The following is a 19,869-nucleotide window of genomic DNA, read 5'->3' on the forward strand; positions in this document are numbered from 1 at the left end:
AGCCACAGCGATCTATCACTCAACGCTGCTCGATCGGCACGAACTGGCGCTGCTCGACGCCGACATACTCGGCGCTCGGGCGGATGATGCGGTTGTTGGCGCGCTGCTCGAACACGTGCGCGGCCCAGCCGGTCAGGCGCGAGCAGACGAAGATCGGCGTGAACAGCTTGGTCGGGATGCCCATGAAGTGATACGCCGAGGCATGGTAGAAGTCGGCGTTGGGGAACAGGCGCTTCTGCTCCCACATGGTCTTGTCGATGGCTTCGGAGACCGGGTACAGCACCTTGTCGCCCACTTCGTCGGCGAGTTGCTTGGACCAGCCCTTGATCACCTCGTTGCGCGGGTCGGACTCTTTGTAGATGGCGTGGCCAAAGCCCATGATCTTGTCCTTGCGCTCGAGCATGCGCAGCAGCTCGGCGGTGGCTTCCTGCGGGCTCTGGAAGCGCTCGATCAGCTCCATGGCCGCCTCGTTGGCGCCACCGTGCAGCGGGCCGCGCAGCGAGCCGATGGCGGCGGTGACGCAGGAGTACAGGTCGGACAGGGTCGAGGCGCAGACCCGGGCGGTGAAGGTCGAGGCGTTGAATTCGTGCTCGGCGTAGAGGATCAGCGAGACGTTCATCACCTTGACGTGCAGGTCGCTCGGCTTCTTGCCGTGCAGCAAGTGCAGGAAGTGACCGCCAATGGTCTCTTCGTCGCTGCTGCAGTCGATGCGCACACCGTGGTGGGTGAAGCGATACCAGTAGCACATCACCGCCGGGAACAGCGCCAGCAGGCGGTCGGTCTTGTCGCGCTGGGCATCGAAGGTCAGCTCAGGCTCCAGGGTGCCGAGCACCGAGCAGCCGGTGCGCATCACGTCCATCGGGTGGGCGTCGCGCGGGATGCGCTCGAGCACTTCCTTCAGGGCTTGCGGCAGGTCGCGCAACCCCTTGAGCTTGCGCTTGTAGTCGGCAAGCTCCGCCTTGCTCGGCAGCTCGCCGTACAGCAGCAGGTAGGCGATCTCCTCGAACTCGGCGCCGGCGGCCAGGTCGCGCACGTCATAGCCGCGGTAGGTCAGGCCGGCGCCGGCCTGGCCGACGGTCGACAGCGCGGTCTGGCCGGCCACCTGGCCACGCAGGCCCGCGCCACTGAGTACTTTTGCTTCGGCCATGGTGTTTCTCCTTTCTTGAATTTGTTATCGAAGTCTTGTCTGGCTAATCGTATGCACCCGCACCGGCCCTTTCGCGGGCAAGCCCGCGAAAGGGCCGACACAGGCCTTCACTTATCCTTTTTTCTGCGCGAACAACGCATCGAGGCTCTGCTCGAAGGCGTGGTAGCCGATGGCATCGTAGAGCTCCATGCGGGTCTGCATGGTGTCGATCACATGCTTCTGCGTGCCGTCGCGGCGCAGTGCGGCATAGACATTCTCGGCGGCCTTGTTCATGGCCCGGAACGCCGACAGCGGATACAGCACCAGCGACACGTCGACCGAGGCCAGTTCCTCGGTGGTGTACAGCGGCGTGGCGCCGAACTCGGTGATGTTGGCCAGGATCGGCGCCTTCACCCGGTCGGCGAAGGTCTTGTACATCTGCAATTCGGTGATGGCTTCCGGGAAGATCATGTCGGCACCGGCCTCGATGCACGCGGCGGCGCGGTCCAGCGCCGCGTTGAGGCCTTCCACCGCCAGGGCGTCGGTACGCGCCATGATCACGAAGCTGTCGTCGCTGCGGGCGTCCACCGCGGCCTTGATGCGATCGACCATCTCCTGCTGCGAGACGATCTCCTTGTTCGGGCGATGGCCGCAGCGCTTGGCGCCGACCTGGTCCTCGATGTGGATGGCGGCGGCACCGAACTTGCTCATCGACTTGACGGTGCGCGCCACGTTGAACGCCGAGGCGCCGAAGCCGGTGTCGACATCCACCAGCAGCGGCAGGTCGCACACGTCGGTGATCCGGCGCACGTCGGTGAGCACATCGTCCAGGCCACTGATGCCGAGGTCCGGCAGGCCCAGGGAGCCGGCGGCGACACCGCCACCGGACAGGTAGATGGCCTTGAACCCGGCACGCTTGGCCAGCAGGGCGTGATTGGCGTTGATGGTCCCGACCACCTGCAGCGGGTGTTCGGCGGCGACCGCGTCACGGAAACGCTGGCCGGGCGTGCTCTTCACTGTCATGACTCACCTCGTGGGCTATTGTTGTCGGCACCTTGGTAATGGCGCTCGATATTGCGTTTGGATGCGCCGATGTGGCGGCGCATCAGGAGTTCTGCGAGTTCACCGTCGCGGGCTTCGATGGCGTCGAGGATGCGGTGGTGCTCGGCGAAGGCCTGGCGCGGGCGATTGGGTGTGCTGGAGAACTGGATGCGGTACATCCGCACCAGCTGGTAGAGCTCGCCGCAGAGCATCTTGTAGAGGGTCTGGTTGCCGCTGCCCTGAATGATCCGGTAATGGAAGTCGTAGTCGCCTTCCTGCTGGTAATAGCCCTGCCCGGCCTGGAACGCGGCATCGCGCTCATGGGTATCGAGCACGTGGCGCAGCTCGTCGATGGCCGCCTGGCTCATGCGCTCGGCGGCCAGCCGGCAGGCCATGCCTTCGAGGGACTCGCGAATTTCGTACAGCTCGATCAGCTCGGCGTGGCTGAGCGACACCACCCGGGCGCCGACATGCGGCACGCGTACCAACAGGCGCTGGCCTTCGAGGCGGTGGATCGCCTCACGCAACGGACCACGGCTGATGCCGTAGGTGCGCGCCAGCTCGGGCTCGGAAATCTTGCTGCCGGGAGCGATCTCACCCTTGACGATGGCGGCCTGGATGCAGCGGAAGACGTGCTCCGAGAGGGTCTCGGTCTCGTCTTGGGGGAGCAGCGCGGCCGGGGCTGTGTCCAGCATGATTGTCGACACCTTTTAAATCAATGACGGCAAAACTAGCCAAATGGAGCAAAGGAGTCAAAGACAAAAAGAACATTGTCGACAATCGTCTAATAACGAACTTACCCAGGCTTGCCGCGGTCAGATCGCGGGCGCGCTGGCGTCAACACATCGGCGTGATAGAATGCCGCGCTCCTTCGGGAGCATGGATCGTGTGTCTGTCATCATTTCATGCTGTCGACAGATCAATGAGGACGCTTGGCCAGTCGCCTTGCCCTGAACTTCGCACCGCAACGCGCCAGGACTATGAGACTCATACCCGCTTCACTGCTGCTCTGCCTGACCCTGCTGCCGGCCCTTGCCCCGGCGGCGGAAAAGACCGTGTACGGTCTGAACGAATATGCCCGCCTGGGCGACCTTGACCTGGAAGTGGCCGCCAAGCTCGACACCGGCGCCAAGACCGCCTCGCTCAGCGCCCGCGACATCAAGCGCTTCAAGCGCAACGGCGAGAGCTGGGTGCGCTTCTACCTGGCCATCGACGCCGCGCACAAACATCCCATCGAACGCCCCCTGGCCCGCGTCAGCAAGATCAAGCGCCGCGCCGGGGACTATGATGTCGAATCCGGCAAGGCCTACACGGCCCGCCCGGTCATCGAACTCGAGATCTGCATGGGCCAGACGCAACGCACCATCGAGGTCAACCTCACCGACCGCAGCGCGTTCCAGTTCCCGCTGCTGATTGGTTCCGAGGCCCTCAAGCACTTCGGTGCGCTGGTCGACCCAAGCCTTAAATACGCGGCCGGCAAACCTGCCTGTGCCACCGACGCTCCCAAAGCAGAGTAATTCCGATGCGCTCTCTTACCCTTCACCTGAAAGTCCTGATCACCGTCCTGGTGTTGCTGGGCGTCGCGATCACGGCCTACCAGATCTTCGCCCTCGGCATCCCGGTGACCGAGGACGAGACCGACGACCTGTGGAACATCGATGCCAAGGTCGAGTTCGTCGCCAGCGCCAAGGACCCGGTCAAGGTGCAGATGTTCGTGCCACCGCTGAACCGCGACTACGTGAGCCTCAACGAGAGTTTCATCTCCAACAACTATGGGGTGAGCGTCAACCGCGCCGACGGCAACCGCAAGGTGACCTGGTCGGCCCGTCGCGCCAGCGGCAACCAGACCCTCTACTACCGCCTGGTGCTGACCAAGCGCTACAGCACCGAGAAGGCCAAGATCAAGGGCCCGACCTTCCGCGACAGCCTGGCCGTCGAAGGCCCGGAGAAGATTGCCGCCGAAGCGCTGATGGCGCCGATCCGCCAGCACTCGGCCGACGTCGAGACCTTCGTCAGCGAGACCATCAAGCGGGTCAACAACCTCAATGACGACAACGTCAAGCTGCTGCTGGCCGGCGACACCTCGCCGATGAAGAAAGCCCAGGTGATCGACCTGCTGCTGTCCATCGCCCACGTGCCGCTGGAAAAGGTCCATACCATCCGCCTGGTGGCCGATACCCCGCAGACGCCCGAACTGTGGCTGCGCAGCTTCAACGGCAACGACTGGCTGTACTTCAACCCGGACACCGGCGAGCAAGGCCTGCCCAGCGACCGCCTGCTGTGGTGGACCGGTGACGAGAACCTGATCAGCGTCGATGGTGGCAAGAAAGCCAACGTCACCTTCAGCATGAACAACAGCGAGATGAATGCCATCCGCCTGGCCAAGCTGACCGACGAGAACACCGACGCCGACTTCCTCGAGTACTCGCTGTACGGCCTGCCGCTGCAGACCCAGCAGACCTTCATGATCATGGTGATGATCCCGATCGGCGTGCTGGTGATCCTGGTGCTGCGCAACCTGGTCGGCATCCAGACCCTGGGTACGTTCACCCCGGTGCTGATCGCCCTGGCCTTCCGTGAGACCCAGCTGGGCTTCGGCATCATCCTGTTCACCGTGATCACCGCCCTTGGCCTGTCGCTACGCTCGTACCTGGAACACCTGAAGCTGCAGATGCTGCCGCGTCTGTCGGTGGTGCTGACCTTCGTGGTGGTACTGATCGCCGCCATCAGCCTGTTCAGCCACAAGCTGGGCCTGGAGCGCGGGCTGTCGGTGGCGCTGTTCCCGATGGTGATCCTGACCATGACCATCGAACGCCTGTCGATCACCTGGGAGGAGCGCGGCGGCGGCCATGCCATGAAGGTGGCCATCGGCACCCTGTTCGCCGCGTCCATCGCGCACTTGCTGATGACCGTGCCGGAAGCGGTGTACTTCGTCTTCACCTTCCCGGCGGTGCTGCTGATCCTGGTGGGCTTCATGCTGGCGATGGGTCGCTACCGCGGCTACCGCCTGACCGAGCTCGTGCGTTTCAAGGCATTCCTGAAGAAGGCTGACGCCTGATGTTCGGACTGATCAAGACATGGAAAGCCCTGGAGGCCCGGGGCATCATGGGTATCAACCGGCGCAACGCGGACTACGTGTTGAAGTACAACAAGCGCCACCTGTACCCGATCGTCGACGACAAGATCATCACCAAGGAGCGCGCGCTGGCCGCCGGCATCCATGTGCCGGAGATGTACGGCATCATCGAGACCGAGAAGCAGATCGAGAAGCTCGACGAGATCATCGGCGGGCGCAACGACTTCGTCATCAAGCCGGCCCAGGGCGCCGGCGGTGACGGCATCCTGGTGATCGCCGACCGCTTCGAGGACCGCTACCGCACGGTTTCGGGCAAGATCATCAGCCATGAGGAGATCGAGCACCAGATCTCCAGCATCCTCACCGGCCTGTACTCGCTGGGCGGGCACCGCGACCGCGCGCTGATCGAGTACCGGGTGACCCCGGACCAGATCTTCAAGAGCATCAGCTACGAGGGCGTGCCGGATATCCGCATCATCGTGCTGATGGGCTACCCGGTGATGGCCATGCTGCGCCTGCCGACTCGCCAGTCCGGTGGCAAGGCCAACCTGCACCAGGGCGCCATCGGCGTGGGCGTGGACCTGGCCACCGGCCTGACCCTGCGCGGCACCTGGCTGAACAAGATCATCAGCAAGCACCCGGACACCACCAACGCGGTGGACGGCGTGCAGTTGCCGAACTGGGACGGTTTCATGAAGCTCGCCGCCAGCTGTTACGAGCTGTGCGGCCTGGGTTACATCGGCGTGGACATGGTCCTGGACCAGGACAAGGGTCCGCTGATTCTCGAGCTCAACGCTCGTCCCGGCCTGAACATCCAGATCGCCAACGACTGCGGGCTGACCCAGCGCACCCATGCCATCGAGGCGCACCTGGAAATGTTGGCGAAGGAAGGTCGCAGCGAAGATGCCGAGCAGCGCGTGAAGGTCTCCCAAGGCCTGTTCGGGCACGTCAATCCCCTGTAGCCACCTCGGCCCCGCTTCACTGTAGGAGCGGCCTTGTGTCGCGAAAGGGCCGCAAAGCGGCCCCAGCAAACTCTGCATCAACGCTGAAATCCTGGGGCTGCCTGGCAGCCCTTTCGCGACACAAGGCCGCTCCTACAGGGGAATGTGCAAATCTGGATGGTGAATGTCGTTGCCAGCGCTAGGCGCATTTCCTGCGCAGGTCTACAATCGCCTCCCTCGCCTGTTCATCGCCGTCCATCCTGATGCCGACCTGTACGCTTCACCCCCTGCCCTACCAGCCTGACCCCGCTTTCTATTTCGCCCGCCTGCGTGCGGCGCCCGGCGCGATCCTGCTCGACAGCGCCCGCCCTGGCGCCGAGCGCGGCCGCTACGACCTGCTCAGCGCCTGGCCACTGCAGCAGCTGCAGGCACAACCCGACGAAGGCGGCCAGGATTACCTGTGTCGGTTGCGCCAGGCCCTGGCCGATCTGGGGCAAGCACAGCTGCCCGACGGGGTCGAGCTGCCATTCGCCGGTGGCCTGATCGGTTACCTGAGCTACGACTTCGGCCGTCGCCTGGAACAACTGCCCACGATCGCGATCGATGACCTGGAGCTGCCTGATGCACGGCTTGGGCTGTATGCCTGGGCACTGGTGTCCGATCATCGGCTGGGCAGCAGCCAGCTGGTGTTCCACCCGAGCCTGCCCCTGGCCGAGCGGCAGCGCCTCATCGCATTGTTCGAAGCCAGCGCGCCGGCCGAGCCCGGCGAGTTCAGGCTGCTCGCACCAATGACCGGCGACCTTCGCGCCGAGCAGTACCGGGCGGCATTCGACCAGGTCCAGCGCTACATCCAGGCCGGCGACTGCTACCAGATCAACCTCACCCAGCGCTTTTGCGCACCCTGCCAAGGCGATCCATGGCGCGCCTACCAGGCCTTGCGCGCCGCCTGCCCAACGCCGTTCTCCGGTTATCAGCAACTGGATGACAGCACCGCCGTGCTGAGCTTCTCGCCCGAGCGCTTCATTCGCGTCAGCCAGGGCGAAGTCGAGACCCGCCCGATCAAGGGCACCCGCCCACGCGCCGCCGACCCGGCCGAGGACGCGCGCAACGCCGCCGAACTGCTGGCCAGCCCCAAGGACCGCTCGGAAAACCTGATGATCGTCGACCTGCTGCGCAACGACATCGGCCGTACCTGCCGCACCGGCACGGTCAGGGTGCCGGAGCTGTTCAGCCTGGAGAGCTACCCCAACGTCCACCACCTGGTAAGCAGCGTGGTCGGCCAGTTGGCCGACGACAAGGACGCCCTGGACCTGATCGCCGGCAGCTTCCCTGGAGGCTCTATCACCGGCGCGCCGAAAATCCGCGCCATGCAGATCATCGACGAGCTGGAACCCACGCGTCGGGCGCTGTACTGCGGCTCACTGCTGTATCTCGACGTGCGCGGCGAAATGGACAGCTCCATCGCCATTCGCAGCCTGCTGATCAAGGATGGCCAGGTCAGTTGCTGGGGCGGCGGCGCGGTGGTGGCCGACTCGGATTGGCGGGCCGAATATGAAGAGTCGATCGCCAAGGTGCGAGTGCTGATGGAAACGCTGCAGGCCTTGTGATCGGCGACGCCTGCTTCGCGGGCAAGCCCGCTCCCACAAGGCCTGCGCCACTGCCGGAATCACTCGACAGCTGTGGGAGCGGGTTTACCCGCGAAAGGGCCCGCACAGGCAGCACAAACCCTTGAGATAAACGTCTGCCCCGCCATTTTTTGTTACCATCTGACCACTACGAGCGCACAGCGCCACTCACCCGATGGAAACCGCCTGATGAGCCAACCCTTCGACGTCGCAGCCCTGGCCGCGACCTATGCCAGCAAGTCCCCGCAGGAGATCCTCAAGCTCGCCTTCGAACACTTCGGCGACGACTTGTGGATCTCCTTCAGCGGCGCCGAAGACGTGGTGCTGGTGGACATGGCCTGGAAACTGAACAAGCAGGTCAAGGTGTTCAGCCTCGACACCGGCCGCCTGCACCCGGAAACCTACCGGTTCATCGACCAGGTGCGCGAGCAGTACAACCTGCCGATCGAAATCCTCAGCCCGGACCGCGACAAGCTCGACCCGTTCGTCAAGGAAAAGGGCCTGTTCAGCTTCTACAAGGACGGTCATGGCGAGTGCTGCGGCATCCGCAAGATCGAGCCGCTGCGCCGCAAGCTGGCTACGGTCAGTGCCTGGGCCACCGGCCAGCGTCGCGACCAGAGCCCAGGGACCCGCAGCCAGGTGGCGGCCCTGGAAATCGACAGCGCCTTCTCCACTCCCGAGCGCACCCTGTACAAGTTCAACCCCCTGGCGCAGATGACCAGCGAGGAAGTCTGGGGCTATATCCGCATGCTCGAGCTGCCCTACAACAGCCTGCACGAGCGCGGCTTCATCAGCATTGGCTGCGAGCCGTGCACCCGCCCCGTGCTGCCGAACCAGCACGAGCGTGAAGGGCGTTGGTGGTGGGAAGAGTCGACCCAGAAGGAATGCGGGCTGCACGCTGGCAACCTGATCAGCAAGGCCTGAAATAGCGGGGGCCTGTGGGAGCGGCCTTGCGTCGCGAAAGGGGCGCGCAGCGCCCCCGGATTCCGAGCCACCATCAAAATTGCTAGGGGCTGCTGCGCAGCCCATTCGCGACGCAAGGCCGCTCCCACAGGGCTGGGCGATCCCCTACAGGGAAACGTGATCCCCTGTTGGAGCGGTCTTGTGATCAGTGCACTGGCAGCTCAACGCCCTCGAACAGCTCTTCGAGCTCTTGCTTGTTATGGCACTGGATCGCCTTGGCCATCACTTCGCGGGTCAGATGCGGGGCGAATTTCTCGATGAAGTCGCACATGAAGCCACGCAGGAAGGTACCGCGACGGAAGCCGATCTTGGTGATGCTGGCCTCGAACAGTTCGCTGGCATCCAGGCAGACCAGGTCGCTGTCGAGCTTCGCATCGACCGCCATCTTGGCCACGATGCCCACGCCCAGGCCCAGGCGCACATAAGTCTTGATCACGTCGGCATCGGCAGCGGTGAACACCACCTTCGGCGTCAGGCCGCGATGATTGAAGGCCTCGTCGAGCTTGGAGCGGCCGGTGAAGCCGAACACGTAAGTGACGATCGGATACTCGGCCACCGCTTCCAGCGTCAACTTCGGCAGTTTGGTCAACGGGTGGCCCTGGGGCACCACCACGCAACGGTTCCACTTGTAGCAAGGCATCATGATCAGGTCGCCGAACAGCTCCAGCGCTTCGGTGGCGATGGCGAAATCGACGGTGCCGTCGGCGGCCATCTCGGCAATCTGCATGGGTGAGCCCTGGTGCATGTGCAGGGCAACTTCCGGGTACTGCTTGATGAAGCTGCTGATCACCGGCGGCAGCGCGTAGCGTGCCTGGGTGTGCGTGGTGGCGATCGACAGGGTACCTTTCTTCTCGTTGGAGAACTCCTGGGCGATCTGCTTGATGCTTTCGACCTTGCGCAGGATTTCGCCGGCGGTATTGATGATGCGCTCACCGGCCGGAGTGACACGGGTCAGGTGCTTGCCGCTGCGGGCGAAGACTTCGACGCCCAACTCGTCCTCGAGCAGGCGGATCTGCTTGCTGATACCGGGCTGGGAGGTGTACAGGCTCTGCGCCGTCGCGGAAACGTTGAGGTCATGGTGCGCCACTTCCCAGATGTAGCGCAGTTGCTGAAGCTTCATAGATATCCCTCAGAGACGGTAGGTCACCGGCGCGCCGGTCGCGACGAGTTATAACTATATTAGTGGCTTGAGAAATAAATCTAGAACTATTTTGTTACGATCGCCGGATAAAGTCCTACCTCCAGAGTCACGACTTCCTACGCCCAAGGTGTTGCGCCAACGGCACCATGTAGACCGGCACCGGCGACAGTTGCAGCAACCGTACCGCCGTGCGACCGATCGGCACATCCACGCCAGCGCCTGCGCTGTGGCTGCCGAAGATCAGCAGATCGACCGCCAGGCGCTGGGCCTGCTCGAGGATCACCTGGGCGGGATCCCCCTGGCGCACGCGCACCGCGCGGATCAGCGCGAGGTCGGCAACCTCCCCGAGTTCATCGCGAAAGTTCTCCAGCACCCGCTGCTCGATGTTGGCCATCACCGTGTTGACACCCTCGCTGTGCAGCTCATCCAGCGTCTGTTCGTCCAGATAGCTCTGCAACAGCGACTCGGCGAACTGGCCCATGGGCTCGACGGCGTGAATCACATACAGCTCTGCTTGGAAGGTCCGCGCCAGGGCCAGGGCGTGCTGCATGACAAAAGGCGCGTATACACCGAGGTCGGTGGCATACAGCATGGAACGGATCATTCGACCTCCTCGACTGCCGCTACGGCAGAGCAAGCTTGAGCTTAGCAGTGCCATGGGCAGTCGCTCGCCCGTCCGGCGCACAGCCGCCGCAGGGTTCAGCCCTGCCGGTTGCGCCGGTCGATGAACGCCAAGGACTGGTACAGGGCCTCCATGCGCGGCAGCGCGCAACCCGCCGCACGGGCGCGCACCAGCGGTTCGGCGTAGATCGCCTGCAGCTCCAGCGGCCGCTGCTGGGCATGGTCATGGTACATGCTGGGCCAGTAGTCCGGCATGTTCTCAGTGACTCGGAACAACTGCTCGGCATATCCGGCCGGCAACTCATGACCGCATGCCCGGGCCCCTTCCACCACTTCCGCCATCAAGGCCTGGATGAGCGCACGACTGTCAGCGTCGCCCATCAGCGGCGTGGTGCTGGCCTGCAGCAGCACCGACAGGCCGTTGTAGGGGACGTTCCACACCAGCTTCTGCCAGCGCGCCTGGTTGAGATCGGCCATGGCCTGGGAGTCGATGCCCGCTGCGCGGAACAGCCCGGCCCCCTCCTCCACCACGGCGGCGCCACCCTCCGACGCCGGGCCGCTGTGATAGCCCAGATTCACCGCGCCCAGCGACTGGTGGCGGATCACACCGGGGCGCTCGCGGTTGACGCAGATGAAACACAAGCCACCCAGCAGGTGCATGTCCGGACGCAACGCCGGGCGCAGTTGCTCCTCGACGCCGAGGCCATTCTGCAACAGCACCACCTTCGCGTGCGGCGCCGCCGCCTGCACGATCAAGGGCGCCAGCTCTGCGTTGCTGGTGGCCTTGGCGCCCACCAGTAGCCAGTCGCAGGGCGGCATGTCGGCGGCGCAGGCATAGGCCTGGATCGGCATGTGCACCTGGCCATGCACCGCACTGTCGAGCTGCAACCCCTGCGCGCGCACGGCTTCGTATTCACTGCGCAGCAAAAAGTGCACGTCGAAGCCGGCACGGGCCAGCATCAGCCCATAGAAACCACCGATTGCACCGCTGCCGATGATGCCGATACGGGCATTGCCCACGAGAGGGTCGAGAGACGCCATGCCGTGCTCCTGATCGAGGATGATTGTTGTGAGTCCGACTTACCCGCGACCGATCCGCTGGTAGTCGGTCAGCCACTATACGCGGGCGACCGCGCTGACAGTCAAAGCAGCTGGCCACACGTCAGCCTTGCTCTGAAATGCCACTTCCCGGCCAAAAACCCTGCGCCGACGGGGACCAGACCATTGTCGCGCCCCCGCTAACGCGCTAAGGTTCGGCCTCCCCGCTGCGAACAATCTGCTGCTGGGCCGCACGGGGTTTGCTGGCGGCCGGCACCCGTGACCTGACGAGTAACACGATGGCTGATTTACCGATCGATGACCTTAACGTTGCCTCCAACGAGACCTTGATCACCCCCGATCAGCTCAAGAAAGAGATCCCCCTCAGCGCCAAGGCCCTGCAGACCGTGACTGCCGGCCGTGAAGTGGTGCGCAATATCCTCGACGGCAAGGATCATCGCCTGTTCGTGGTGGTCGGTCCCTGCTCGATCCACGACATCAAGGCCGCGCACGAGTATGCCGAGCGTCTGAAGGTGCTGGCCGAGGAAGTCTCCGACACCCTGTACCTGGTCATGCGCGTGTACTTCGAGAAGCCGCGCACCACCGTAGGCTGGAAGGGTCTGATCAACGACCCTTACCTGGATGACTCGTTCAAGATCCAGGACGGCCTGCACATCGGCCGCCAGCTGCTGCTGGACCTGGCGGAGATGGGCCTGCCAACCGCCACTGAAGCGCTCGACCCGATCTCGCCGCAATACCTGCAGGACCTGATCAGCTGGTCGGCCATCGGCGCCCGCACCACCGAATCCCAGACCCACCGCGAAATGGCTTCGGGCCTGTCTTCGGCGGTCGGTTTCAAGAACGGCACCGATGGTGGCCTGACCGTGGCGATCAACGCCCTGCAGTCGGTCTCCAAGCCGCACCGCTTCCTCGGCATCAACCAGGAAGGCGGCGTGTCCATCGTCACCACCAAGGGCAACGCCTACGGCCATGTGGTGCTGCGTGGCGGCAACGGCAAGCCCAACTATGACTCGGTCAGCGTCGCCCTGTGCGAGCAGGACCTGGCCAAGGCCAAGATCAAGGCCAACATCATGGTCGATTGCAGCCACGCCAACTCCAACAAGGACCCGGCCCTGCAGCCACTGGTCATGGAAAACGTGGCCAACCAGATCCTCGAAGGCAACCAGTCGATCATCGGCCTGATGGTTGAAAGCCATTTGAACTGGGGCTGCCAGGCCATTCCGAAGAATCTCGACGAGCTGCAGTACGGCGTCTCCGTCACCGATGCCTGCATCGACTGGGCGGCCACCGAGAAGACCCTGCGCAGCATGCACGCCAAGCTCAAGGACGTATTGCCCAAGCGCCAGCGCGGCTGACACCTGCGCACATGAAAACGCCGGGCAATGCCCGGCGTTTTCATTGAAGGGATTTGTTCAGGCCTTGCTCGAATGGCGCTGCTGGCGCTCCATGTAACGTTCGACATAGGAACACGACGGGATCACGGTGTAGCCCATCTGCTCGGCATACTCCAGCGCCTTCTCGGTCAGCGCGGCAGCGATCCCCCGCCCGCGCAGGGCGTTGGGAACGAAGGTGCGATAGATGTCCAGCGTCTGCTTGCCCAGGTCCATGTACGTGAGGTACGCCCGGTGACCGTCCACGGTGGTCTCGAACTGATGACCGGCCTGGTCATGGTGGATGGTCAGCGTCTCGCTCATCATTACTCCTCGCAGGTCTTGTCGGCAGACCCTTACCTTACCGATGGGATTTATCCGGCGGAGGAACCTCTACGCCACCTGTTGCCCTTGGACAGCAGGACGATCTGGACGTTCTGCGTCGACGGCACCCTCAAATAGTAGGCGCCGTCAACAAGAATGCTCAAGCTGCCAGGAATGAAAATGCTGACAGCTACCTGCCCCAAGCCTGACAACAGCAACCGGATGTTCTTGGGCTAAGACGCTGACCGACAGTTAAAGTCACCCTTAGTTCAACAAAAAAGTTCCTGTACTACAGTCGCTTGCGAAGGCTGATCAAGATTTTCACAGTTTGTTTACAAACCCCGGCGCCGGCGCCGTCCGCAGCATTTTTTTTGCAGTTCTTGCGCTCAGTCAGTTTACTTACTACAAGTAATGGGTACTATGTACGCCGGCCAGTTTCTCTTTTCCGAGAGATGGCTCTTTAATAGAAAGTCCTTGAAGGGGAACACGATGAACAACGTTCTGAAATTCTCTGCTCTGGCTCTGGCCGCAGTTCTGGCTACCGGTTGCAGCAGCGTATCCAAAGAAACCGAAGCTCGCCTGACTGCTACCGAAGACGCAGCAGCTCGCGCCCAGGCTCGTGCAGACGAAGCCTACCGCAAAGCTGACGACGCCCTGGCAGCTGCTCAGAAGGCTCAGCAGACCGCTGACGAAGCCAACGAGCGCGCTCTGCGTATGCTGGACAAAGCCAGCCGCAAGTAATAATCCTCACGGATTGTTATGGAGCCGACCCACTTGTGGGTCGGCTTTTTTATTGCCCGGAAAATGGCCAACCGGCACATGCGAAAAGGCCCGCGCTGAGGCGGGCCTTGGGCAAGTAGCGAATTGCTTACTGCAGTTCGGGCGGGATGCTCGAGACCATCGGCGCGTTTCCGCCATTGACCGGCACGGCAATCTCGACCGGCATGCCATCTTCGGCGGCGACCACATCGCGCACCATGTCCCAGTTCATGCGCAAGTTGTTGGCCAGGTCTTCACGCTTGAGCAGGGCATTGATCACCGCGGTGTGCTTGTCGACCACCGAGGGGTTGCCATGGTCATCCAGCGGCGTGTGCGCCTCCAGATAAACCTTGCCGCCACTGAGGCCGAACTTGTACGGCTCGTTGATGATACGTACCGGCGTGCCCACCGGGACCATCTTCGACAGCTCCAGCACATTGTTGTTGAGCATGCGGAAGCAACCGTGGCTGGTACGCATGCCGATCCCGAACTTCTTGTTCGAACCATGGATCAGGTAGCCCGGCACTCCCAGGGTGAACTTGAACGGCCCCAGCGGATTGTCCGGCCCGGCCGGCACCACCGTAGGCAGGATATCGCCATCGGCGGCATGCTCGGCGCGAATCGAGGCAGGCGGCGTCCAGGTCGGGTTCGGGGTCTTGGCGGTGATTTTCGTGTTCGCGATCGGCGAGCCCCAGCCCTCACGACCGATGCCCAGCGGGAAGGTGTGCACCACGCCCTGCCCCTTGGGGTAGTAATACAGGCGGTACTCGGCGAGGTTGATGACGATGCCCTCGCGCGGGCCCGGCGGCAGGATGTAGCGAGTGGGAAGAATGATCTCGGTGCCGGCGCCCGGCAGCCAGGGGTCGACACCCGGGTTGGCGGCGATCATTTCCAGGTAGCCCAGGTCATTGGCGGTGCCGATGTCGGCGAAGGTGTCTTCGTACTTGGCCTTGATCGTCTGGACCTGGCCAACGACATCCTCCCCTGGAGGTGGCAACGGCAGTTCCAGCGCAACAGCGGGGCCTGTCGCCAGCAAGGCGGCCAGGGTCAGGCTACGGGTGACGGCAGGAAAGCGCGACAACATCCGGGAAATCCTTCGAAAGATCAGTCAAGGGGATCGATTGTACACCCGCGCCGAAACAAGCGGGAGGCGCAAGCATTTCAGATGATGAAAGGCGCTCAGAGTTCCGGCCACACCGGGCGCATGCCACGGCGCTGGGCATCGAGGATCGCCCGGCACAGCGGGCACAGGCGCTCGTCGCGGTAGATCGCGCGCTCCACACCCGACCAGCGCGGCTGCGCCGGCAGCAGGCCGCCACACAAGGTGCGGTCGACGGGCACCCCCAGCTCGAGCTGGCGGGCGGCCAGGTGGATGCGCACTTCCTGGCAGGCAAACAGGTCGAGCTGTTCATCGGGCTCGATCAGTTGATAGGCGTACAGGGACCAGGCGGGGCGCGGCATCGGGGGCACTCGAAACGGGGGGCGCAACATTAGCCGAAAGCGGCCCCCGATAAAAGCGTCACAGCAAGGGTTTTATCGTCGGCCAGGCATTTTCCAGCAGCCGTTGCTGGGCGGTCGCCGCCGGGTGGATGCCATCGGCCTGCATCAGCTCCGGTACCCCGCCCACGCCTTCGAGGAAGAACGGCACCAACGGCACCTTTTTCTCGGCGGCCAGTTGCTCGTACACCTGGGCGAACGCCGTGGTGTAGCGCACGCCGTAGTTGGGCGGCAGGCGCATGCCCAGCAGCACGACCTTGGCCCCCGCCGCGCGGGACTGATCGATCATTGCCGCAAGATTCTGTTGCAATTGCTGTGGCGGCTGCCCGCGCAGGCCATCGTTGCCACCCAGCTCCAGCACCACCAGGTCCGGCTTGTGCGCTGCAAGCAGCGCCGACAGCCGCGCCTGGCCACCAGCACTGGTGTCGCCACTGATCGAGGCATTGACCACCTGATCGTCAAAACCCTCCTTGCGCAACTGCTGTTGCAGCAGGTTGACCCAGCCCTGGCGGGTATCCAGGCCAAAACCCGCGCTGATACTATCGCCGACGACCAGCAACGTTCCCGCCGCCGCGCCCTGGGCCAGGCAACACAGGGCCAGACCGGCACTCAACCACCACATTCGCATCGGATTCTCCATGGGCCCCAGCATTCTCGTTGCGCAGAACCTTAGCAAAGTGGTCCCCAGCGCGGAAGGCGACCTGACCATCCTTCACGCCCTTTCCCTCGACCTCGCCCAGGGCGACAGCCTGGCCATCGTCGGCGCCTCGGGCTCCGGCAAATCCACGTTGCTGGGGCTGCTCGCCGGCCTCGACCGGCCGAGCGCCGGCAAGGTGATACTCGCCGGCCACGACCTCGGCCCGCTCGACGAGGACCAGCGCGCCCGCGTGCGCGCCGAACACGTGGGCTTCGTGTTCCAGTCGTTCCAGCTGCTCGACAGCCTCAACGCCCTGGAGAACGTCATGCTGCCGCTGGAACTCGACGGTCGGCGCGATGCCCGCGAGCACGCCCGCAGCCTGCTCGAACGGGTGGGCCTGGGCAAGCGCCTGAGCCATACTCCGCGCCAGCTCTCAGGCGGCGAACAGCAACGGGTGGCGATCGCCCGCGCCTTCGCCGCGCAGCCGGCGGTGCTGTTCGCCGACGAGCCCACCGGCAACCTCGACAGCCACACCGGCGAGCGCATCAGCGACCTGTTGTTCGAACTGAACCAGGAACGCGGCACCACCCTGGTGCTGGTGACCCACGACGAGCGCCTGGCCAAGCGCTGCCGTCGCCTGATCCGCCTGGATGCCGGTCGCCTGGTGGCGCCCCTGGAGCCCTGATGACCCGCCTATCGTTCCCACGCCTGTGCGCTCTTGCGTTACGCCAGCTACTGCGCGACGCCCGCGCCAGCGAAGTGCGCGTGCTGTTCTTCGCCTTGCTGGTGGCCGTGGCGGCCAGCACCGCGATCGGTTATTTCGGCGCGCGCCTCAACGGCGCCATGCAATTGCGCGCCAGCGAGTTCCTCGCCGCCGACCTGGTCCTGCAGGGCAGCGCCCCGCCCAGCGAGGCACAGATCGCCAGCGGCACCGCGCTGGGCCTGCGCCACGCGCGGGTGGTGGAGTTCACCAGCGTGGTCGGCGGCGACAGCGGCATCCAGCTCTCCAGCATCAAGGCCGCCGACGCGGCCTACCCGCTGCGCGGCCAGCTACGCAGCGCGCCTGCGCCTTACACCGCGGAATCCACCGGCGGCGGTCCGGCGGCGGGAGAAGCCTGGGTCGAGCCGCGCCTGCTCGCCGCGCTCGGGCTGGCCATCGGCGACTCCATCGACGTCGGCATGAAGAGCCTGCGCATGACCCGCGTGCTGACCTACGAACCCGACCGCGCCGGCAATTTCTACAGCCTGACTCCGCGCGTACTGATGAACCTTGCCGACCTGGAGGCAACCGGCGTCATCCAGCCCGGCAGCCGGGTCAGCTATCGGGACCTGTGGCGCGGCGATATCGACGTGGTGCAACAGTATCGGCAAGACACGGAAAAGAACCTGGCAGCCAACCAGCGCCTGCTCGACACCCGTGACGGCAATCGCCAGATCGGCGGCGCCCTGGGCAAGGCCGAACGCTACCTGAACATGGCGAGCCTGGTGGCGGTGCTGCTGGCCGGCGTCGCCGTGGCTCTGTCGGCCAGCCGCTACGCCGCGCGACGCCTGGATGCCAGCGCACTGCTGCGCTGCCTGGGCCTTTCCCGGCACCAGACGCTCGGCCTCTACTGCCTGCAGCTGGCCATGCTGGGCGCGGTCGCCGCGCTCGCCGGCGCCCTGATTGGCTGGCTGGCCCAGCTGGGGTTGTTCGAACTGCTCAAAGGCCTGCTGCCCAGCCAGGTGCCCCCTGGTGGCCTCACCCCGGCGCTGGCCGGCATCGGCACCGGATTGGTAGCCCTGGCCGGCTTCGCCCTCCCTCCCCTGGCCGCCCTGGGCCGCGTGCCGCCATTGCGCGTCCTGCGCCGCGACCTGCTGCCACTACCGCCAAGCAGCTGGTTGGTATACGGCGCCGCACTGTTCGCCCTGGGCCTGATCATGTGGCGCCTGAGCCTCGACCTGCTGCTCACCTTCGCCTTGCTGGGCGGCGGGCTGATCGCCGCGCTGCTGCTGGGTGGGTTGCTATTGCTTGGGTTACGCAGCCTGCGCCAGTTGCTGGCCGGTGCGCCGCTGGCCTGGCGCCTGGGCCTCGGCCAGTTGCTGCGCCATCCCCTGGCCGCTGCCGGCCAGGCCCTGGCCTTCGGCCTGATCCTGCTGGCGATGGGGCTGGTGGCCCTGCTGCGAGCGGAATTGCTCGACACCTGGCAGGCACAGCTGCCCAAGGATGCGCCCAACCACTTCGCCCTGAACATCCTGCCCGATGATCGCCAGCCGTTCGCCGAGCACCTGGCCCGGATCAACGCCACCGCCGCGCCGCTGTACCCGGTGATCCCCGGCCGCCTGACGCATATAAACGAGCAGCCGGTGCGTCAACTGGTCAGCAAGGAATCCTCGGGAGAACGCGCCATCCAGCGCGACCTGAGCCTGACCTGGGCAGCCGACCTGCCCCAGGGCAACGCGCTGAGCGCAGGCGACTGGTGGCAACAAGCGCCCGCAAGCGACGAGCTGCCCGGCGTTTCCGTGGAGGCGGAGCTGGCGCAGAGCCTCAACTTGCAACTGGGCGACCTGCTGACGTTCGACATCGGCGGCCAACAGCGCCAGGCACGGGTCAGCAGCTTGCGAACCGTGCACTGGGACAGTTTCCAGCCCAACTTCTACATGATCTTCCAGCCCGGCACCCTGCAAGGGCTGCCCGCCACCTACCTGACAAGCTTCTACCTGGCGCCAGGCCATGATCAGGAGGTGGTCGCGCTGTCCAGGGCATTCCCGGCGGTGACGGTGCTGCAGGTCGATGCCCTGCTCGGCCAGCTGCGCAGCATCCTCGCCCAGGTCACCCTGGCGGTGGAGTACGTGCTGTTGTTCGTGCTGGCCGCCGGCTTGGCGGTGTTGTTCGCGGGACTGCAGGCCACCCTCGACGAACGCATCCGCCAGGGCGCGCTGCTGCGAGCGCTGGGGGCGGCGCGCCCCTTGCTGGTCAAGGCAAGACGCATCGAGTTCGGCCTGCTCGGCGCGGCCAGCGGCGTGCTTGCCGCCCTGGGCTGCGAGCTGATCACCTGGGCACTGTACCGTTACGCCTTTGACCTGCACTGGGCGCCGCACCCGTGGCTGCTGGCGCTGCCGCTGGCCGGGGCGGTGCTGGTGGGCGGGGCTGGCGTGATCGGCACACGCCGGGCGCTCAACGCCAGCCCGCTGGCAGTGCTACGGGAGGGGTGAAGCGGGCGATGCCGTCAAACGCCGTAGCGAATGCTGTTCACGTACCAGGTCGCCTCACCCGTGGGCGTATGTACCAGAACCTCGTCCCCCTGCTCTTTCTTGAGCAGGGCACGGGCCATAGGGGAATCGATGGAGATATAGTCGCTGCGTCCGTGGATCTCGTCGTAGCCGACGATGCGAAACTTCAGCTGTTCACCTTCGTCGTTCTCGATCTCCACCCACGCGCCGAAGAACACCTTGCCTTCCTGCTGCGGTGAGTACTCGACCACCTTGACGTCCTCGAGGCGCTTGCGCAGGTAGCGCACGCGACGGTCGATCTCGCGCAGCAGCTTCTTGTTGTACTGGTAATCGGCGTTCTCGCTGCGGTCGCCCAGCGAGGCCGCCCAGGTGACCTTCTGGGTGATTTCCGGGCGATAGACCCGCCACAGATGGTCAAGCTCCTTCTTCAGGGCTTCATGACCTTCGGTGGTGATGATGTTGGTGCTCAACAACTGTCT

20 protein-coding genes are annotated in these 19,869 nt (G+C 64.5%); 9 read left to right on the top strand and 11 right to left on the bottom strand.

Translation table 11 applies throughout. From position 1 onward, the window contains the following. Positions 1–19 precede the first annotated feature (19 nt). From prpC to N7422_RS09895, 3 genes are all read right to left on the bottom strand, one after another. Positions 20–1,147, bottom strand: a complete 1,128-nt coding sequence (gene prpC / locus N7422_RS09885; protein ID WP_279806348.1) for a 2-methylcitrate synthase — start codon at positions 1,145–1,147, stop codon at positions 20–22. A gap of 111 nt (positions 1,148–1,258) precedes the next feature. After that, positions 1,259–2,149 (bottom strand): methylisocitrate lyase, encoded by an 891-nt coding sequence (prpB, locus tag N7422_RS09890; protein ID WP_279806349.1) that lies wholly within the window; start codon positions 2,147–2,149, stop codon positions 1,259–1,261. Then, a complete protein-coding gene (locus N7422_RS09895; RefSeq protein ID WP_279806350.1) occupies positions 2,146–2,862 on the bottom strand; it encodes a GntR family transcriptional regulator in 717 nt (238 codons plus the stop codon). The genes prpB and N7422_RS09895 overlap by 4 nt, the downstream gene beginning before the upstream one ends. Positions 2,863–3,147: 285 nt before the next feature. Here N7422_RS09895 and N7422_RS09900 point away from each other — a divergent pair, with 285 nt between their 5' ends. From N7422_RS09900 to N7422_RS09920, 5 genes are all read left to right on the top strand, one after another. After that, entirely contained in the window at positions 3,148–3,684 is a 537-nt protein-coding gene (locus tag N7422_RS09900; RefSeq protein ID WP_279806351.1) for an ATP-dependent zinc protease, read from the top strand. A gap of 5 nt (positions 3,685–3,689) precedes the next feature. Beyond that, the gene (locus tag N7422_RS09905) at positions 3,690–5,225 is read left to right on the top strand and encodes an inactive transglutaminase family protein (RefSeq protein ID WP_279806352.1); all 1,536 of its coding nucleotides are present in this window, start codon (positions 3,690–3,692) and stop codon (positions 5,223–5,225) included. Beyond that, positions 5,225–6,205, top strand: coding sequence for an alpha-L-glutamate ligase-like protein (locus N7422_RS09910; protein WP_279806353.1), 981 nt, complete (start codon positions 5,225–5,227; stop codon positions 6,203–6,205). The genes N7422_RS09905 and N7422_RS09910 overlap by 1 nt, the downstream gene beginning before the upstream one ends. 242 nt (positions 6,206–6,447) lie before the next feature. Continuing rightward, positions 6,448–7,791 carry an aminodeoxychorismate synthase component I gene (gene pabB, locus N7422_RS09915; RefSeq protein ID WP_279806354.1) on the top strand — a complete coding sequence of 448 codons (1,344 nt, stop codon included), beginning with the start codon at positions 6,448–6,450 and terminating at the stop codon, positions 7,789–7,791. 207 nt (positions 7,792–7,998) lie between these two features. Further along, positions 7,999–8,733: a phosphoadenylyl-sulfate reductase gene (locus N7422_RS09920; RefSeq protein WP_050705067.1), complete on the top strand. Its 735-nt coding sequence runs from the start codon at positions 7,999–8,001 to the stop codon at positions 8,731–8,733. A 184-nt stretch (positions 8,734–8,917) separates the two neighbouring features. Here the strand turns inward: N7422_RS09920 and cysB are convergent, their stop codons facing one another. The 3 genes from cysB to N7422_RS09935 form a co-directional block, all read right to left on the bottom strand. Next, positions 8,918–9,892 carry an HTH-type transcriptional regulator CysB gene (gene cysB / locus N7422_RS09925; RefSeq protein WP_279806355.1) on the bottom strand — a complete coding sequence of 325 codons (975 nt, stop codon included), beginning with the start codon at positions 9,890–9,892 and terminating at the stop codon, positions 8,918–8,920. A gap of 127 nt (positions 9,893–10,019) precedes the next feature. Beyond that, a complete protein-coding gene (locus N7422_RS09930) occupies positions 10,020–10,517 on the bottom strand; it encodes a universal stress protein (protein WP_279806356.1) in 498 nt (165 codons plus the stop codon). 95 nt (positions 10,518–10,612) lie between these two features. Further along, complete coding sequence (locus N7422_RS09935; protein ID WP_279806357.1) at positions 10,613–11,575, bottom strand: putative 2-dehydropantoate 2-reductase; 963 nt, start codon at positions 11,573–11,575, stop codon at positions 10,613–10,615. Between the two features lie 296 nt (positions 11,576–11,871). Here N7422_RS09935 and N7422_RS09940 point away from each other — a divergent pair, with 296 nt between their 5' ends. Then, entirely contained in the window at positions 11,872–12,948 is a 1,077-nt protein-coding gene (locus N7422_RS09940; RefSeq protein WP_279806358.1) for a 3-deoxy-7-phosphoheptulonate synthase, read from the top strand. A 57-nt stretch (positions 12,949–13,005) separates the two neighbouring features. On the opposite strand, the gene N7422_RS09945 is transcribed toward N7422_RS09940, so the two are convergent. Continuing rightward, entirely contained in the window at positions 13,006–13,287 is a 282-nt protein-coding gene (locus N7422_RS09945) for a GNAT family N-acetyltransferase (protein ID WP_031315036.1), read from the bottom strand. Between the two features lie 489 nt (positions 13,288–13,776). Between N7422_RS09945 and oprI the strand changes: the two genes are divergently transcribed. Continuing rightward, a complete protein-coding gene (oprI, locus tag N7422_RS09950) occupies positions 13,777–14,028 on the top strand; it encodes an outer membrane lipoprotei OprI (protein WP_003259780.1) in 252 nt (83 codons plus the stop codon). Positions 14,029–14,155: 127 nt separating this feature from the next. Here oprI and N7422_RS09955 read toward each other — a convergent pair whose 3' ends face one another. The 3 genes from N7422_RS09955 to N7422_RS09965 form a co-directional block, all read right to left on the bottom strand. After that, on the bottom strand, positions 14,156–15,130 hold the full coding sequence (locus N7422_RS09955; protein ID WP_279806359.1) for a L,D-transpeptidase family protein: 975 nt from the start codon (positions 15,128–15,130) through the stop codon (positions 14,156–14,158). A 95-nt stretch (positions 15,131–15,225) separates the two neighbouring features. Further along, positions 15,226–15,507 carry a hypothetical protein gene (locus tag N7422_RS09960; RefSeq protein ID WP_028692618.1) on the bottom strand — a complete coding sequence of 94 codons (282 nt, stop codon included), beginning with the start codon at positions 15,505–15,507 and terminating at the stop codon, positions 15,226–15,228. A 58-nt stretch (positions 15,508–15,565) separates the two neighbouring features. Continuing rightward, positions 15,566–16,171 (bottom strand): arylesterase, encoded by a 606-nt coding sequence (locus N7422_RS09965; RefSeq protein ID WP_279806360.1) that lies wholly within the window; start codon positions 16,169–16,171, stop codon positions 15,566–15,568. 10 nt (positions 16,172–16,181) lie between these two features. Here N7422_RS09965 and N7422_RS09970 point away from each other — a divergent pair, with 10 nt between their 5' ends. Together N7422_RS09970 and N7422_RS09975 are read left to right on the top strand one after the other, a co-directional pair. Next, positions 16,182–16,865 (top strand): ABC transporter ATP-binding protein, encoded by a 684-nt coding sequence (locus N7422_RS09970; protein WP_279806361.1) that lies wholly within the window; start codon positions 16,182–16,184, stop codon positions 16,863–16,865. Then, entirely contained in the window at positions 16,865–19,372 is a 2,508-nt protein-coding gene (locus N7422_RS09975; RefSeq protein ID WP_279806362.1) for an ABC transporter permease, read from the top strand. The genes N7422_RS09970 and N7422_RS09975 overlap by 1 nt, the downstream gene beginning before the upstream one ends. A 14-nt stretch (positions 19,373–19,386) precedes the next feature. Here N7422_RS09975 and greB read toward each other — a convergent pair whose 3' ends face one another. Next, positions 19,387–19,860: a transcription elongation factor GreB gene (greB, locus tag N7422_RS09980; RefSeq protein ID WP_279806363.1), complete on the bottom strand. Its 474-nt coding sequence runs from the start codon at positions 19,858–19,860 to the stop codon at positions 19,387–19,389. Positions 19,861–19,869 lie beyond the last annotated feature (9 nt).

The sequence above is a fragment of the Pseudomonas sp. GD04091 genome (assembly GCF_029836165.1).
Taxonomy (GTDB): Bacteria; Pseudomonadota; Gammaproteobacteria; order Pseudomonadales; family Pseudomonadaceae; genus Aquipseudomonas.